Raw genomic sequence first — 14,965 nt, 5'->3', positions numbered from 1 at the left:
TTAACTGATCGGCATTACACCCAGTGGGTGCCTTTTTTGATCGCGTTGAATCTGCTATCAGAGCCCTGCTATATACAGGAATTACTCGACTTGGTGAATACTCTCTTGAATAGTCAGACGGACTTCTGGGTAAAGCATCGAGTAAAGAAGCTTAGCGAATTGCTGAGTCTTCTCTAAATCGCAGTTGCCGTCGTTATCTAGGTACTGTTGCTGCTTCAACGTTGCGAACATAGAAGCAAACACGCCTTTATCGAAGAATTCTGGTGCATTGATGCCTTGCAGACGACCAAGTCGCTGTGCAATGTCTTGGCTCTTCTGTTCAAGATCGGATTTATCCAGATCAGGGTTCTCTGCTAACAGGTTCAAAGCAATAGAGTAGCGTTGTAGCGTTTCTGAAATCGTACGACCTAACAGCATCAGTGCTTGGCTGTTTGATTGGTTGATGGTGACTTCATTATCAGAAACCACAAGCATACCTTGGTTAACCAGCTCTTCAATGATGTTAGAAACCACGCCTTCAAGCTTGTCTTCGTCGTAGCTTAGGAACAGCTCTTTCTTCAAGAACGGGTAGATAGCAGCAACGTTCTCTTGGATCGCGTCAATTGATAAACCGCGTTGACGAATAGTCATCTGTGCAATTAACGATGGCAGAGCAAACAAGTGAATGATGTTGTTTCGGTAGTAGGTCATCAGAATTGACTGGTGACGGTCTAGCGAAATGATGTCGCCCATTGAGTCTGATTCAATCAAGAACTTGTTCAGTGATTCAGCATGTTTTACTAAATCTTCAGCGCTGTCTTTTGGCACAGTGAACGTTGCCGAATATGGAACATTCTTAAGCAGAGACAGGTAGCAATTAATCTGAGAAACCAAAGAGTCACGAGACAATGCGCGCTGTCTTGAAGCCAATAGTGCCGTTGCACAAAGGGTCAGGGCATTGGTCGCTGCCGCATCGTTAATGTGCGTCATCATTTTGGTCGCCAAGTCATTAACCACCGGGTTCATCCATTGTGGTTTGCTAGTGCCCATTGGGTCGATGTCTTTGGTCCACTCAGGTGAGTGTTCATTCAGGTATTGGTTCAGTTGAATTGGCTCACCGAAGTTCACGTAGCCTTTACCAAAGTTACGCAGCTTACGAATGGTACGAATCACTAAGCTCGCGTTTTCTTTCTCTTTACGCTTACCACGAAGTTCTTTTGCGTAAGTCGCCACTTCCATCACGTGCTCGTAGCCGATGTACACAGGAACCAAAGTCACCGGGCGATTCATGCCGCGCAGCATCGCTTGAATAGTCATCGCCAACATGCCGGTCTTCGCTTGCAATAAACGACCTGTACGAGAACGCCCACCTTCACTGAAGTACTCTACTGAGTAACCTTTAGCGAACAACTCCGCTAGGTATTCACGGAAAATCGTCGAGTACAGCTTGTTGCCTTTGAAGCTACGACGAATAAAGAACGCACCACCATGACGGAAAATAGGACCGGCAGGGAAGAAGTTCAGGTTGATACCCGCAGCGATGTGCGGCGGCACCATGCCTTCATGATAAAGCACATAAGAAAGCAGTAAGTAGTCCATGTGGCTACGGTGACAAGGCACGTAAACAATCTCGTGACCATCTTGAGCCAACTTACGAACCGTTGAAGCGTTGCTGATATGCAGGCCTTGGTACAACTTATTCCACAGCCAACCAAGAATCTTCTCACCACGCTTGATCAGCGAGTAAGAGAAGTTCGCAGCAATCTCGTCCATGATGTCTTGAGCTTCTTTGCTCGCTTTCTCGATCGAGATGTTCTTTGCTTGTGCTTCGTCTTCAATCGCTTTTTTGATCGCTTCTGATTTTAACAGGCGATCAAACAGAGCTTGGCGACTTGGCAGGTTAGGGCCTGATGCTGCAAGCTTTTGGCGAGAGAAGTGAATACGTGCCACGCGCGCCAGTTTGTGCGCGATGGTGCTGTCGGTGCCGTGTGAGTTAGCCATGTAGCGTAGAGAAACCACTGGGCTGAAACGAACCAGACAGTCACGACCGGCTAGCAATACAGCTTTTGATTTCTCTAAGCCGTTCATTGCCTGTAGGTAAGGCTTCTGGTTATTCTCTTTACCAGGCTTACGTCCCCACAGCACTGTAGCAGGGATAACTTGAACATCGAGCTCAGAGTCGTCAGCGTGCAGTGAAAGCAATTCAGAGAACACTTCAATTGAAGAGCTTGGTACATAATCATCGTCTTGCAGCAGAGTTTTGCGAGAAGAGATAAAAACGTAGCGTTGCAGTGATTTGCCGTTGATTTCAAGCTTGCTCAACGGATCAGGTAGGCCTAATTCAAGTGCATGTTTTTGCAATGTAAGAATGTCGACACTTGAGCGAAACGGTAAGGCGTATACAATCGGTTTGCTCAAATCAATGTTCAAATCCTCAACAGGGTTTGAAGGAATTGATGTGCCCTTTACCAATACGGATAAAGGTAGCTTCATTAATGAACGTGAAAAAGATTGTCCAGAAGACATATAGGTTCACTGCCTCAATAGTTATTTCAATGTGCTGAAGCGTATCTCTATTTCTCTGATAAAAAGGATAAATCCTATGAGTGAAATAGGGATAAGCCTAGGCGTAAATTTAATCGATGCAAGAATACCAGAAACTGGTCTAACCTTTTAATGGAAATAGTCATATTGCCGTTAAGTTTGTGGAAAATCATTCATCGACTGATTGAGTATAGGGTTAAAAATGACCAAAAAATCAAACACCGGATTCAAACGCATCATCAAAGCAGCAGGCTTTTCATGGCAAGGCATTACGAGTTCGTTTAAAAATGAGGCTGCATTTCGACAGGAAGTGTTCATGGCGGTCGTGCTTATTCCGTTGGCATTTTACCTAGATGTAAGCCAAGTTGAACGAATCTTAATGATCTCATCGGTGGTATTGGTGATGGTTGTCGAGCTAATCAATACCGCGATTGAAGCGGTTGTCGACCGAATCGGCAGTGAACATCATGAGCTTTCTGGGATGGCTAAAGATGTCGGTTCGGCAGCAGTTTTCATCTGTTTGGCACTCGCAGGTTATGTGTGGCTAGAGATCCTGTTTTTGTAATTTGCTAAAAATGAACTAAAAACAACCAATTGCTTTGCTTTTGTTCAGTTACTGGATATACTCACAGTCAACTGTATAAAAAGACAGGTGAATCATGAAGCCGTTAACGCCCCGCCAGCAACAAGTCTTTGACCTTATCAAAGGTAAGATCGAAGATTCCGGTATGCCACCGACACGTGCAGAAATCGCGCGTGAACTAGGCTTCCGTTCTGCTAATGCTGCAGAAGAACATTTGAAAGCTCTTGCTCGTAAAGAAGCGATTGAGATTATCCCGGGTGCGTCTCGCGGTATTCGTATTTTGCTTGAAGATGCAGCAAACGAAGAGCAAGGTTTACCATTAATCGGTCAGGTTGCCGCTGGTGAGCCTATCTTGGCTCAAGAGCATGTAGAAATGCATTACCAAGTTGATCCAGGCATGTTTAAACCACAAGCTGACTTCTTACTTCGTGTAAATGGCGAAAGTATGAAAGACATCGGTATTATGGATGGTGATTTATTAGCTGTTCATAAAACACAAGATGTACGCGATGGTCAGGTTGTAGTGGCTCGTGTCGATGATGATGTAACGGTAAAACGCCTAGAACGTAAAGGTTCAACGGTTCTGTTACATGCTGAAAATGAAGAGTTTTCTCCAATCCATGTCGATCTAGAATCTCAACACTTGTCTATTGAAGGGCTTGCGGTTGGTATTATTCGCAACACCGACTGGATGTAGTCAGTACAAACAGCTTATTGATATTTATTCTCAATAACTTGTCATTGTAATTGATATTCATTATCATCTTCTTTGTCGAGATACAAGGAAGATGATGATGCCAAACCCAACCAAACCTCAAATGAAGCCGCTTACTCGTAAGCCGCGCTCCTCTGTTCAAAAGGCTTCTTCTGAACAAGGGTCTGCACATCAAGAATTCCAAGTTCCGACGAACCTCGTTCAGCATCTTTGGTTTCGTAGCCGTGAAAGCCTAGCTGATGATGGTCTCGTTTATGATCCTATCGCAGCTCAAGCCTGCAAGCGTTGCCAGGTCGCACCAGAATGTCTTACCGGTGAACTCGACCAACAGCAACTCCTTTACGCGACACTGACTCAACTTTGTGATTCTCAAGTTCAACAGTTTTTATCTCATAACCCAGAAGCTTGGATTATTAACGTGGGAGCAGGGCTCGATACCCGTTTCTACCGTTTAGATAATGGCCGCTGTCATTGGGTTGAGTTAGATGTAACCGAGAATCTGCTTTGGCGACAACGCTTGTTCCACAAAAATGAACGCTATCGCTTAGAGTGTGGCTCTGTTGATGACCTAACTTGGTTGGATGAACTTAATATTCCAGAACAAGCCTCGGTGATGGTGGTGTGTGAACATGCTCTGCTGGATTGCAATGAACAGCAGACGGCGAACTTCATTCAGTCTTTGAGTCGCTACTTTACTCATGCACATGCGTGTTTAGTCTTAGCTGGAGATAAAAGCTCAAGTACGTTGGGGCAAAAACTTGGTTCAGGAAAGTATGCGCATGGCCTATCTTCTCCAATAGACAGTGTTCTCAATTGGTTGCCATGGGCACAATGGGTAAAAGCGTTTTCTCCACTAGACCAACAATGCAACCGTTGGAAATTGTGGCAGCGACTTCTTTGTAAGATCTCTCAGGTCAAAAAGCGTTTAACGCCGCAGTTAGTGCTCGTTAAGTGGTAATCCTAGGTGTTTTGTATTTCGAGTAACTGAGTACATAGCCGGTATAAGTAAAATTCCACAACATAGTGAAAGCCCACCCACTAGGTTAAACTATCGCCTCTAATCTAAGAGGTGATCGTGAAGTTATTTAATCCCCAAACTATTTTTCAAACGCTATCCAATCAGGCGATGCATAAAAAAGTGCTGTTGCTCGCGATCCCGATGGTTCTCTCTAATATTACTGTTCCACTGTTGGGCTTAGTCGATGCGGCGGTTATCGGTCACCTAGAGCACTCTTGGTATTTAGGTGGTGTGGCGCTGGGCGGCACAATGATCAGCGTGACCTTTTGGTTGCTTGGTTTCCTGCGTATGTCGACAACAGGGCTAGCTGCACAATCTTATGGTGCGAATGATGGCAAGCAACTAGGCTTAGTTTTTGTGCAAGGCGTGACCATGGCCTTAGGGTTTGCTGGTGTCTTTTTACTTTTACACAGTTTAGTCGCCGATTTAGTTTTCTCATTGAGTAGCGCCAGTGATCAAGTTAAGCACTATGGTCAGCAATATTTCTCAATCCGCGCTTGGAGTGCACCTGCCGCGCTGACTAACTTTGTGATTCTAGGTTGGCTGCTCGGGACTCAAAACGCCAAAGCGCCAATGTGGATGGTGATCATCACCAATATCACCAATATCGTTTTGGATATCGTTTTTGTTATCGGCTTAGGGTGGCAAGTGGAAGGTGCTGCATTGGCATCTGTAATGGCTGATTATGCCGGTCTAACATTTGGCCTAATTTGTGTTTACCGAATCTGGGCGAAGAAGCAGTTACCATCGCCATGGGATCTGCTTAAGAAAACCAGCCAAGGTTTGAGTCGTTTCGTGAAATTGAATCGCGATATCTTTCTTCGTTCATTATGCCTACAAGCGACTTTCACTTTCATGACCTTCCAAGGTGCAAGCTTTGGCGATGATGTTGTTGCGGCCAATGCCGTGTTGATGAGTTTCTTGATGATCATCTCTTATGGGATGGATGGCTTTGCCTACGCAATGGAAGCGATGGTCGGTAAGGCGATAGGCGCGAAAGACAAAGATGAGCTGAACCAGTCATTGATTGGAACTTTCTTCTGGAGCTTCAATATTTGTTTGGTACTGACCATAGTGTTCGCACTCGTTGGCTCGAGCTTAATCAATATGATCACCACAATCCCAGACGTGAAGAGTCAAGCCGAGGTGTATTTACCGTGGTTAATCGCAATGCCATTGGTGTCTATGTGGTGCTTCTTGTTGGATGGTATTTTTGTTGGAGCAACTAAGGGCAAGGATATGCGCAATAGTATGTTTGTTGCGACCTGCAGTTTCTTCGCGATTTTCTATTTAGCATCAGGTTTAGAGAACCATGCACTGTGGTTAGCGATGCTGAGCTTTATGGCAATGCGCGGAATTGGTCTTGGTGTGTTGTTTGTTTCTCAGTGGAAGAAAGGGGAGTTTCTCGCTTAGCTCGAGGGCTCTGTTTGTGGAGAGTAAATGAGGCTGTACAGGTAAAGGGGTATTTAGAACATCATGATCTAATTACTATCAATACCTTAATATTCAATATCTTAAATAAAAACAGCAAGCGCATGGCTTGCTGTTTTATGCATTTGGCCTATGGGTGGTCAAATACTCCTATTGGTTCTATATCTAGAATAAACGGTTAAGCCCGTTGAGTGCTGCAACACGATAAGCTTCCGCCATCGTTGGATAGTTAAAGGTCGTATTCACAAAGTACTCGATGGTATTTGCTTCACCTTTCTGCTCCATGATCGCTTGTCCGATATGGATGATTTCAGCGGCACGCTCACCAAACACGTGGATACCTAAAATCTCTTTGGTTTCGCGATGGAACAGGATCTTCAAGCTACCAATATCTTTACCCGCAATTTGAGCACGAGCTAGGTGTTTGAAAGAAGAACGTCCTACTTCATACGGTACTTTAGCTGCGGTAAGTTCTTGCTCGGTTTTACCAACAGAGCTGATCTCCGGAATGGTGTAGATGCCGGTTGGAATGTCTTCGATAAGGTGGCGTTCAGCTTCACCCTTCACAATTGCCTGAGCCACAAATCGACCTTGGTCATAAGCCGCGCTTGCTAGGCTAGGGTAGCCAATCACATCACCGACAGCGTAAACATGGTCAACATTGGTTTGGTAATTGGTATTTACTGAGACTTGCCCACGCGAGTCCGCTTCTAAGCCAACAGCACCAAGGTTCAGTTTATCGGTATTACCCGTTCGGCCATTGGCATACAGTAGGCAATCAGCGCGCATCTTTTTACCTGACTCTAGGTGAATGATCACGCCATCATCAGTGCCTTCAATTTTCTCAAAGGTTTCATCGTTGCGAATCACGACACCGCTGTTCCAGAAGTGATAAGAAAGTGCATCTGAGGTTTCATTGTCTAGGAATGACAACAGACGGTCACGAGTATTGATAAGATCGGTTTTTACACCCAAACCGCGGAAAATCGACGCGTATTCACAACCAATAACGCCAGCACCATAGATGATGATGTGTTGCGGGTCGTGTTTAAGAGAAAGAATCGAGTCACTGTCGTAGATACGTTCATGCAGGAAGTCGACGTTATCTGGTTGGTAAGGGCGAGAGCCTGTCGCGATAACAAATTTGTCTGCACTGTAATGTTCTTCAGTGCCATCGCTTTGCATTACCGAGACAGTGTTGGTATCGATAAAACGTGCAGTACCAAAGACCAACGTGCACTGGTTGCGGTCGTAGAAGCCTTGGCGTAATCGAGTCTGCTTGTCGATAACCGATTTGGCATGCCCCAAAATGTTAGAAAACGTTGAGTGTATGCTTTTGTTGTTCTGACAAAACAGCGGATTACTGTTGAATTCGATAATACGACTTACGGCATGACGCAGTGCCTTTGAAGGAATGGTTCCCCAGTGAGTACAACCACCACCAACGCTGCTCTCTTTCTCAATGATTGCAACGTTCAACCCGGCTTTGGTTAATCCCATCGCTGCCCCTTCTCCTCCGGGGCCACTACCAATTACGATTACATCAAAGTGGTTGGAGTGCGGCATAGATATCTTCCTTGTTATATTTGAGTAACATTGCTTTAGCGAGATTTTAACTGATTCTGTTCTTGGGTACATGAAAAGGGCATCAGAGAGTCGGTGGGATCACGCAGTGTTATCGAAAAAATAATATTTGGTATGTCGTATGTCTCCAAATGACAGTGTGGATATTGAAATTTTTTCTTCGAACGTATTTACTTCGGTACGTGAACAAAGAGGTATGTTTAGTGTCTTATATAACCAGAGTGCCTTATATAAATAAGTGATTCGCGTTATATTGAATAGAGTATTAGACATGCCTGTTTAGGCTGTAAAAGAAGAAATTGATAAAGTATGAAACCAATGGGCATTCGCGCACAGCAAAAAGAAAAAACTCGTCGCAGCTTAATCGATGCAGCATTTAGCCAACTCAGCGCCGATCGTAGTTTTTCCAATCTAAGCTTGAGAGAAGTCGCTCGTGAGGCTGGAATAGCACCGACTTCCTTTTATCGTCACTTCAAAGACATGGATGAGCTTGGCTTAACCATGGTTGATGAAGGTGGCTTACTGCTGCGCCAGTTAATGCGTCAAGCTAGGCAACGCATAGTAAAAGAAGGCAGTGTGATTCGTACATCGGTTGAAACCTTTATGGAATTCATTGAAAGCAGCCCTAACGTCTTCAGACTGTTATTGCGAGAGCGCTCAGGAACTTCATTTGAGTTTCGTGCAGCGGTAGCTCGTGAGATACAGCACTTCTCTGCTGAGTTAACCGAATATTTGATAACGACTGGCATGACACGAGACGAAGCTTTTACTCAAGCTGAAGCCTCCGTTATCTTGGTCTTCAACTCAGGGGCAGAAGCATTAGATTTAGATCGACGTCAGCGAGATGAATTGGCTGAACGCTTGATCATGCAATTACGAATGATGGCCAAAGGGGCTTTTTGGTATCGTAAAGAACGTGAACGTAACCGATTAAAAGGCGGGATTGAATAATGTCGAATGAAAATAATACTGTAAACCGTGGTTCTGAAAGAAAAACACTCGTACTTGCTGTTGTTGCAGGTGTGTGTGGTGATGCACTGTTATCTTGGGTAACAATGAGCGAAGTGGGCTTCTCTATTTTCCCGCTGATTGCTTTAGTTTTGGCTGTACAAGCGCTTTACCAAGAATACCTAACTAATCCAGTATCTGAAGATATTCCGTTAGTGGGTTTGGCTTGTTTCTTTGTAGGTGCATTTGGCCACTCGGCTTTTGTGAAAGCACAGCACCCTGATGCAGGTTCAAACTTCTTTGCGATTATTGTCGCGATGCTGCTTTTAGCTTGGGTAGGTAAGAAGTTAGGCTTTATCGGCAAGACAGCTTAAGCCAACCTATAAATAAAAAAACGAGCCGATTGGCTCGTTTTTTTGTATCTGCTGTTTGTCTTAGGTCGAGAAAGCGTGTTTTATGCTTTACGTTCTAAGAACACACCTGCTTCCATGTGGTGCGTGTAAGGGAACTGGTCGAACAGAGCAAAACGAGTGATATCGTGGGTTTCGCTTAAGATCTCTAGGTTCTCTTTCAGTGTTTCAGGGTTACAAGAGATGTACATGATGCGCTCGTAGCCTTGCACCATCTTACAAGTATCAACGTCCATACCTGAACGCGGTGGATCAACAAAGATAGTGTTGCAGTTGTAGCTCTTTAGATCGATGTTTGCTTGCTGTAGGCGGCGGAATTCACGCTTACCTTCCATTGCTACGGTAAAATCTTCCGCAGACATACGAATGATCTGAACATTATCAATCTTGTTCGCCGCAATGTTGTATTGAGCAGATTCTACAGATGGCTTCGCTAGCTCTGTTGCAAGTACACGCTCAAAGTTTTGTGCCAGAGCTAATGAGAAGTTACCGTTACCACAGTAAAGCTCAAGCAAGTCACCTTTGCTGTCTTGAGTACAGTCGACAGCCCATTCCAACATTTTCTCTGCTACTTTGCCGTTTGGTTGAGTAAAGCTGTTCTCTACTTGCTGGTATATATAGCTATCACCATTCACATCTAGCTTTTCAATGACGTAGTCGCGATCCAGTACGATTTTCATCTTACGCGCACGGCCAATCAGGTTTAGGTTAAAGCCTTCATCATTTAATTGCTGCTTAAGCGCTTTAGCATCTTGAATCCACTGTTCACCTAATTGACGGTGGTAAAGAAGTGACACCAAAATCTCACCGCTTAACGTAGAAAGGAAGTCTACTTGGAATAGCTTGTGGCGTAGAGAGTGGTTGCTCTTCATTGCATCCGTTAATAGAGGCATTAGATCGTTGATAAGACGACTAGCCGCAGGAAACTGGTCTACGCGGTATTTTTCTTTGGTCTCTTGATTGAACATGACGTAATACATATCGTCACCTTCATGCCACACGCGGAATTCAGCACGCATGCGGTAGTGTTGTTCTGGAGATTCATACACTTCCAGCTCAGGCACATTGTATTGTGAGAACATTTCAGTAAGACGTTCAGTCTTTTCTGCGAGCTGTTCTTGGTAGCGTTGCGGGTTTACATCTAAATTCGCCATTGTTATGCCTTTTGCTGTCGTGCTTTTAAATCAAGAGCGCAGATTTTATTCAATCACAGGCGCTTGTCCAGTGTTGAGAGCCATTCAATGTAAATCGACCATGAAAACTATAGCTTATAACAATCTTAGACTAGACAAATGATTCAGAGGTCAATACTATCTTCGGCAAGCTGGTGCCATTTAGATGTATAGATGGCTGAAGAGGGAATCTGGTGTAAATCCAGAACTGACGCGCAGCGGTAAAAGAGAACGAGTATTCATAAGACACTGCAAATAGCTTTTTGTGGGAAGTCGAATATTAGGTAACCATAAGGGTTGTGCTCTTGAGTCCGAATACCTGCCAGCGGCCAAACCATAAGATGTGGTTTGGTAGGACTTTACGCGATTTAGGATCACAACATGAACAAATCCCTTTTAGCGGTTGCTGTAGCATCGCTGCTTTCACCTATCTCCAATTTACACGCCCAACAAGCATCGGCCGACGAAACCATGGTGGTTACGGCTAACCGTTTTGAGCAACCTTTAAATGATGTTATTGCTTCTACTACCGTTATTTCAAAACAAGAAATAGAAGAAACCCAAGCTAAATCTCTAGTGGATGTTTTGAAGCGAGTGCCTGGTGTTGAAGTTTCTCAAAGTGGCGGACGCGGACACAGTGCCTCTGTTTTTATGCGCGGATATAATAGTGATCAAGTATTGTTTCTAGTCGATGGTGTTCGTATCGATTCTGCTGCGGGCGGCATTAACTTCAATCATATCCCTGTAGGTATTATTGAGAGAGTAGAAGTGATTCGCGGCTCTGGTGGCGCTTTATATGGTTCAGATGCGGTAGCGGGTGTGATTAACGTTATTACTGAGTCTGCTCATTCGACTGAATCGACAATGATAGCGGTTGGAGCTGGCAGTGATGCTCAAAAGGAAGCTAATTTCTCAACGACTCGAAAATTGTCGAACGGCGGAACATTGAAACTCGCTGGCGGTTTTGATGAGACTGAAGGTTACGATATTAAAGACCCGGCTACTGGTCTTAATTATGGCTATGAAAGCCAAAATCTTTTTGCGTCATACTCACAGCCGATCAATGAGGCCTTTACTGGCACAGCATCTGTTCGTTGGTTTGATAGTCTGACTGAGTATGACTCGGGTGGTAAGAACTATGGTTACTCTGAGAACTTGAGTGTTACAGCCGCTGTTGACTATAAAGGTGATAACTTAAGCTCTACCTTTAGAGCTAATCAGCAGGCAATCGAAAACCTAGATTATTCACAAGCTCAAGGTAAAGACAGTGCTGGAACACAGAAGAAAATAGATCTGACGAACCTGCAGTTCTTAAATCAGTATTACGTTAATGAGAACGTATCTGTTGGTGCAGGTGCCGACTGGCGTAGAGAAAAACTTGATGATGATGCCTTGTCATATGGTTCCCCTGATGCTCTAGCTGGCGAATCTCGCGATACTACTGGTGTTTATGCTTCTTCTGAACTTCGTTTCGGTGATGTTCAAATTGTAGGTAGCGTGCGTAACGATAAACATGATACTTACGACAATCACACTACATGGTCTTTGGGTACTCGCTATTACCTAACAGAAAAGCACTCACTTAGAGCGGCTGCTGGTACATCATTTAAAGCTCCGAGCTATTCTGATCTAACAACAAATCCAGACCTAGAACCTGAAGAAGCCGAAAACCGCGAGATTGGATATACCGGTGAATTCGATTTATTCAAACTGGATGTGACAGCATACGATAATGAAGTCGATAACTTGATCATTTGGTACGAAGGTAGCCCGTTTTGGTATCCTCAAAACGTAGATGCAAAATTGAAAGGGTTAGAAATTACAGGTAATTTCGACACGTGGTTCATCCATCACACGGTTGTTGCTGAGTTTAAAGATCATAAAGATTCTGCGGGTAATAAATTAGCGAAGCGTGCTGATGAAAACTATAAGTGGTTGATGGATGCTTCATATAACGATTTTGATGTGAACCTTACCTATACATACACTGGGGATCGAGCGGGTAATCCAAAAGAAATTACTGACCCAGATAATATTTTGCCATCAGTGAGTTTGTGGGATGTTTCTGTAGGGTATTGGATTTCTCCTGAGTTAGTGGTTCGTGGTCGAGTTGATAACTTAACTGACGAGAAATACCAAACAACGCTAGGGTATAACGCTCCTGAGCGTAGATATTTCGCAAATCTAACTTACCAATTCTAATTATCACCTAAACCGCCTTCGGGCGGTTTTTTCTTATTGGGTATATCAATGAAAAAGAAAGTCGTCATAAGTTGGTCGTCAGGCAAAGACTCTACATTAACCCTAGAACGTCTACTTGAAAGCACCGAGTATGAAGTTGTTGCTCTCTATACTACCTATGTTGGAGATGAGGTTCCTTTCCAAGTAACTCCAATTGAGGTTGTTGGAATGCAGGCAACATTGATTGGTTTGCCATTAATAACGATTGAGCTGCCGGAAGTCTTCCCAAGTAATGAAATCTATCAAAGTACGATTGTTACGGCGCTTAAAGGATCGGGTTTATCTATTGATGCTGTGGCATTCGGCGATATGTTTTGCAATGGTATTGCTGATTACCGAAGAAGTTATATAGAACCTGCGGGTTGGGAGTGTGTATTTCCTCTACTGGGAGAGAGTAGCCAAGCGCTGGCTCAAGAAATCATAGATAGAGGAATCGAAACCTTTCTCGTCACAGTCGATAGCGATGCATTAGACATGATCTATTGCGGGAAAGAATACACGCCTGAGCTAATTGACAGTTTGCCAAGTCACGTCGACCCATGTGGTGAAGATGGTGAGTTTCATACCTTAGTAACGTCAGCGCCATGCTTTAAAGGAAAGCTTAAGATAGAGCTAGAAAATGCAGAGCAGGGTGAGCGCTTTGTGCATCAACGCTATCGAGCTTGCATTATATAGAGTGATGATTGGCGAAAACTAAGTGAAGGGGTATCATTGCTGCGGAACTTCTTACAGGTAATGGTTGTGTCGGAAAGCATACAAAAAAACATATTGGTCTTTGATTCTGGTGTTGGCGGTCTCTCTGTATATAAAGAGATAAGCCAGTTACTACCCAATCACAACTATATCTATGTATTCGATAACGAGGCTTACCCATATGGTGAGCTCGATCAGCAAGTCCTCATTCAGCGAGTCCAAAATATCGTGGCCAGTTTTGTGGCTAGTCACGCTATTGATATCGTGGTGATAGCTTGTAATACGGCCAGTACGATAGTCCTGCCTACACTTCGCGCTAATAACCTTATCCCTATTGTCGGTGTTGTCCCAGCAATCAAACCTGCCTCGTTACTGGCTAATAAAGCGGTTGGACTTATTGCGACTCCCGCGACGATTACTCGTGAATACACACACGAGCTCATCAAAAACTTCTCGAGTAATAAAAGAGTAGAGCTGTTGGGTTCTACTCGGCTGGTGGATATGGCCGAAGATAAACTCAGAGGTGAGGAAATTAGCCTTGAAGAGTTACAGAAAATCCTTCAACCGATGATCAACACGATTGATGTGGCTGTTTTAGGATGTACTCATTTCCCACTTATCAAATCTGAGATTCAACAAGTACTAGGTGAAAGTGTAATGCTGATAGATTCTGGTAAAGCAATAGCGAAGCGAGTTCAAGATTTGTTGGGTTTGGAAAGCATTAATAAAGAAGTGGGAGTGCGTGAGGTTTTTTGTAGTGCACTTCCTAAAAAAGAAAGTGCACTAAATAGTATGTTAAAGCAGTTAGGGTTTAGCTCAGTTCAGATTCGTCCGTTTCAGGATGTTTAGGATCATTTGCAACACGTACTTTTAAAGTGCGTTGCATGTAATCTTTATCGTTAAGTGCAGAGATTGCATGATTCACATCATTACTTGCCATAACAACAAATCCAAAGCCTCTTCTTTTACCAGTACGTTTGTCTTTCATTAAGCGTACTGCAAATACTTCACCATGCTCTGAGAATAATTCACGTACATGTGATTCGTTCGCTTTGTATGGAAGGTTACCCACATAAAGTGTTTTGGTTGAAGCCTTAGGTTCTGGATCTGATTTTGAGTCGGTGCTTGAAAAGTTAACAACAAAAGCGGAAGCCAAGACACCAAGGATAAAGGTAATTGCAGGCGATATATCTACCTGAGAGAAAACAATGCCGCCTAATACAGCCAGTGCGACAATTAACAACATCGATTTTTTTGAGTTCATATCGGAATACTACATATTAATAAACGAAATAGACGCATCTACTATTAACAAAATAGACACATGAATCTTACGTTCATGGCTTCCATTTTTCCAATGTATTGCTGTGATACGTCTCAAATGTTTAGTTTTTATTCGAAAAATGCGGATCTGGTGGCTTTTTAGGCGAACAAAACTTTTATTTCAAAAAGCCCTTGTGCTCCATCTCAATCTCTCTATAATGCCGCCTCACCGACACGGAGTGAGACGAAAGTCACACAGCGAAATCGGTAGAGAAAAAGAGTTTGAAAATAACCCTTGACTCTCAAAGTGGTGCAGGTATAGTACGCACCCCTAGCGACTGAGATGTGAATCACAAAACGCTAGCGCTCTTTAACAATTTAAAC

General features: G+C 43.8%; 13 protein-coding genes and 1 riboswitch. Of the genes, 9 read left to right on the top strand and 4 right to left on the bottom strand.

All coding sequences use genetic code 11. The annotated features are described in order from the left end of the window. Positions 1-81: 81 nt before the first annotated feature. Positions 82-2,505, bottom strand: a complete 2,424-nt coding sequence (plsB, locus tag AB4323_RS24195) for a glycerol-3-phosphate 1-O-acyltransferase PlsB (protein WP_372153517.1) — start codon at positions 2,503-2,505, stop codon at positions 82-84. Positions 2,506-2,725: 220 nt separating this feature from the next. Between plsB and AB4323_RS24190 the strand changes: the two genes are divergently transcribed. The 4 genes from AB4323_RS24190 (at position 2,726) to dinF (ending at position 6,252) form a co-directional block, all read left to right on the top strand. Next, positions 2,726-3,088 carry a diacylglycerol kinase gene (locus tag AB4323_RS24190; protein WP_017061045.1) on the top strand — a complete coding sequence of 121 codons (363 nt, stop codon included), beginning with the start codon at positions 2,726-2,728 and terminating at the stop codon, positions 3,086-3,088. A gap of 94 nt (positions 3,089-3,182) precedes the next feature. After that, positions 3,183-3,803, top strand: a complete 621-nt coding sequence (gene lexA / locus AB4323_RS24185) for a transcriptional repressor LexA (protein ID WP_019820514.1) — start codon at positions 3,183-3,185, stop codon at positions 3,801-3,803. A 97-nt stretch (positions 3,804-3,900) separates the two neighbouring features. Next, positions 3,901-4,779: a class I SAM-dependent methyltransferase gene (locus AB4323_RS24180; protein WP_372153515.1), complete on the top strand. Its 879-nt coding sequence runs from the start codon at positions 3,901-3,903 to the stop codon at positions 4,777-4,779. A gap of 117 nt (positions 4,780-4,896) precedes the next feature. Beyond that, a complete protein-coding gene (gene dinF, locus AB4323_RS24175; protein WP_017061047.1) occupies positions 4,897-6,252 on the top strand; it encodes an MATE family efflux transporter DinF in 1,356 nt (451 codons plus the stop codon). 183 nt (positions 6,253-6,435) lie between these two features. On the opposite strand, the gene sthA is transcribed toward dinF, so the two are convergent. Further along, the gene (gene sthA, locus AB4323_RS24170; RefSeq protein WP_017061048.1) at positions 6,436-7,836 is read right to left on the bottom strand and encodes a Si-specific NAD(P)(+) transhydrogenase; all 1,401 of its coding nucleotides are present in this window, start codon (positions 7,834-7,836) and stop codon (positions 6,436-6,438) included. A 327-nt stretch (positions 7,837-8,163) separates the two neighbouring features. On the opposite strand from sthA, the gene fabR reads away from it, so the two are divergent. After that, on the top strand, positions 8,164-8,805 hold the full coding sequence (gene fabR, locus AB4323_RS24165; protein WP_010438693.1) for an HTH-type transcriptional repressor FabR: 642 nt from the start codon (positions 8,164-8,166) through the stop codon (positions 8,803-8,805). Further along, the gene (locus AB4323_RS24160; RefSeq protein WP_004736696.1) at positions 8,805-9,176 is read left to right on the top strand and encodes a YijD family membrane protein; all 372 of its coding nucleotides are present in this window, start codon (positions 8,805-8,807) and stop codon (positions 9,174-9,176) included. Before fabR ends, AB4323_RS24160 begins: the two co-directional genes overlap by 1 nt. Before the next feature lie 80 nt (positions 9,177-9,256). Here AB4323_RS24160 and trmA read toward each other — a convergent pair whose 3' ends face one another. After that, positions 9,257-10,366 (bottom strand): tRNA (uridine(54)-C5)-methyltransferase TrmA, encoded by a 1,110-nt coding sequence (gene trmA / locus AB4323_RS24155; RefSeq protein ID WP_016783992.1) that lies wholly within the window; start codon positions 10,364-10,366, stop codon positions 9,257-9,259. A 154-nt stretch (positions 10,367-10,520) separates the two neighbouring features. After that, positions 10,521-10,726, top strand: a riboswitch (cobalamin riboswitch). Between the two features lie 39 nt (positions 10,727-10,765). Between trmA and AB4323_RS24150 the strand changes: the two genes are divergently transcribed. Genes AB4323_RS24150 through murI form a run of 3 tightly spaced genes read left to right on the top strand, consistent with a single transcriptional unit; the run spans position 10,766 to position 14,167 of the window. Further along, positions 10,766-12,586 (top strand): TonB-dependent receptor domain-containing protein, encoded by a 1,821-nt coding sequence (locus AB4323_RS24150; protein WP_372153513.1) that lies wholly within the window; start codon positions 10,766-10,768, stop codon positions 12,584-12,586. A 48-nt stretch (positions 12,587-12,634) separates the two neighbouring features. Then, the gene (locus AB4323_RS24145; protein WP_061040015.1) at positions 12,635-13,300 is read left to right on the top strand and encodes an ATPase; all 666 of its coding nucleotides are present in this window, start codon (positions 12,635-12,637) and stop codon (positions 13,298-13,300) included. A 60-nt stretch (positions 13,301-13,360) separates the two neighbouring features. Continuing rightward, entirely contained in the window at positions 13,361-14,167 is an 807-nt protein-coding gene (gene murI / locus AB4323_RS24140) for a glutamate racemase (RefSeq protein WP_372153519.1), read from the top strand. Here murI and AB4323_RS24135 read toward each other — a convergent pair. Beyond that, on the bottom strand, positions 14,130-14,582 hold the full coding sequence (locus tag AB4323_RS24135) for an RNA-binding protein (RefSeq protein WP_102332808.1): 453 nt from the start codon (positions 14,580-14,582) through the stop codon (positions 14,130-14,132). The genes murI and AB4323_RS24135 overlap by 38 nt on opposite strands. Between the last annotated feature and the right edge of the window lie 383 nt (positions 14,583-14,965).

The sequence above is a fragment of the Vibrio sp. 10N.261.52.C11 genome (assembly GCF_041471405.1).
Taxonomy (GTDB): Bacteria; Pseudomonadota; Gammaproteobacteria; order Enterobacterales; family Vibrionaceae; genus Vibrio; species Vibrio crassostreae_C.
Note: the sequence above shows the minus strand (reverse complement) of the source record. Positions and strands in the feature narration are given on the sequence as shown.

Excerpts from the sequence above, each read along its gene's own strand:
- fabR (WP_010438693.1), top strand. The coding sequence starts at position 8,164 with ATGAAACCAATGGGCATTCGCGCACAGCAAAAAGAAAAAACTCGTCGC.
- AB4323_RS24160 (WP_004736696.1), top strand. The coding sequence starts at position 8,805 with ATGTCGAATGAAAATAATACTGTAAACCGTGGTTCTGAAAGAAAAACA.
- AB4323_RS24145 (WP_061040015.1), top strand. The coding sequence starts at position 12,635 with ATGAAAAAGAAAGTCGTCATAAGTTGGTCGTCAGGCAAAGACTCTACA.
- AB4323_RS24180 (WP_372153515.1), top strand. The coding sequence starts at position 3,901 with ATGCCAAACCCAACCAAACCTCAAATGAAGCCGCTTACTCGTAAGCCG.
- AB4323_RS24190 (WP_017061045.1), top strand. The coding sequence starts at position 2,726 with ATGACCAAAAAATCAAACACCGGATTCAAACGCATCATCAAAGCAGCA.
- AB4323_RS24135 (WP_102332808.1), bottom strand. The coding sequence starts at position 14,582 with ATGAACTCAAAAAAATCGATGTTGTTAATTGTCGCACTGGCTGTATTA.
- murI (WP_372153519.1), top strand. The coding sequence starts at position 13,361 with ATGGTTGTGTCGGAAAGCATACAAAAAAACATATTGGTCTTTGATTCT.
- lexA (WP_019820514.1), top strand. The coding sequence starts at position 3,183 with ATGAAGCCGTTAACGCCCCGCCAGCAACAAGTCTTTGACCTTATCAAA.
- AB4323_RS24150 (WP_372153513.1), top strand. The coding sequence starts at position 10,766 with ATGAACAAATCCCTTTTAGCGGTTGCTGTAGCATCGCTGCTTTCACCT.
- sthA (WP_017061048.1), bottom strand. The coding sequence starts at position 7,836 with ATGCCGCACTCCAACCACTTTGATGTAATCGTAATTGGTAGTGGCCCC.
- plsB (WP_372153517.1), bottom strand. The coding sequence starts at position 2,505 with ATGTCTTCTGGACAATCTTTTTCACGTTCATTAATGAAGCTACCTTTA.
- trmA (WP_016783992.1), bottom strand. The coding sequence starts at position 10,366 with ATGGCGAATTTAGATGTAAACCCGCAACGCTACCAAGAACAGCTCGCA.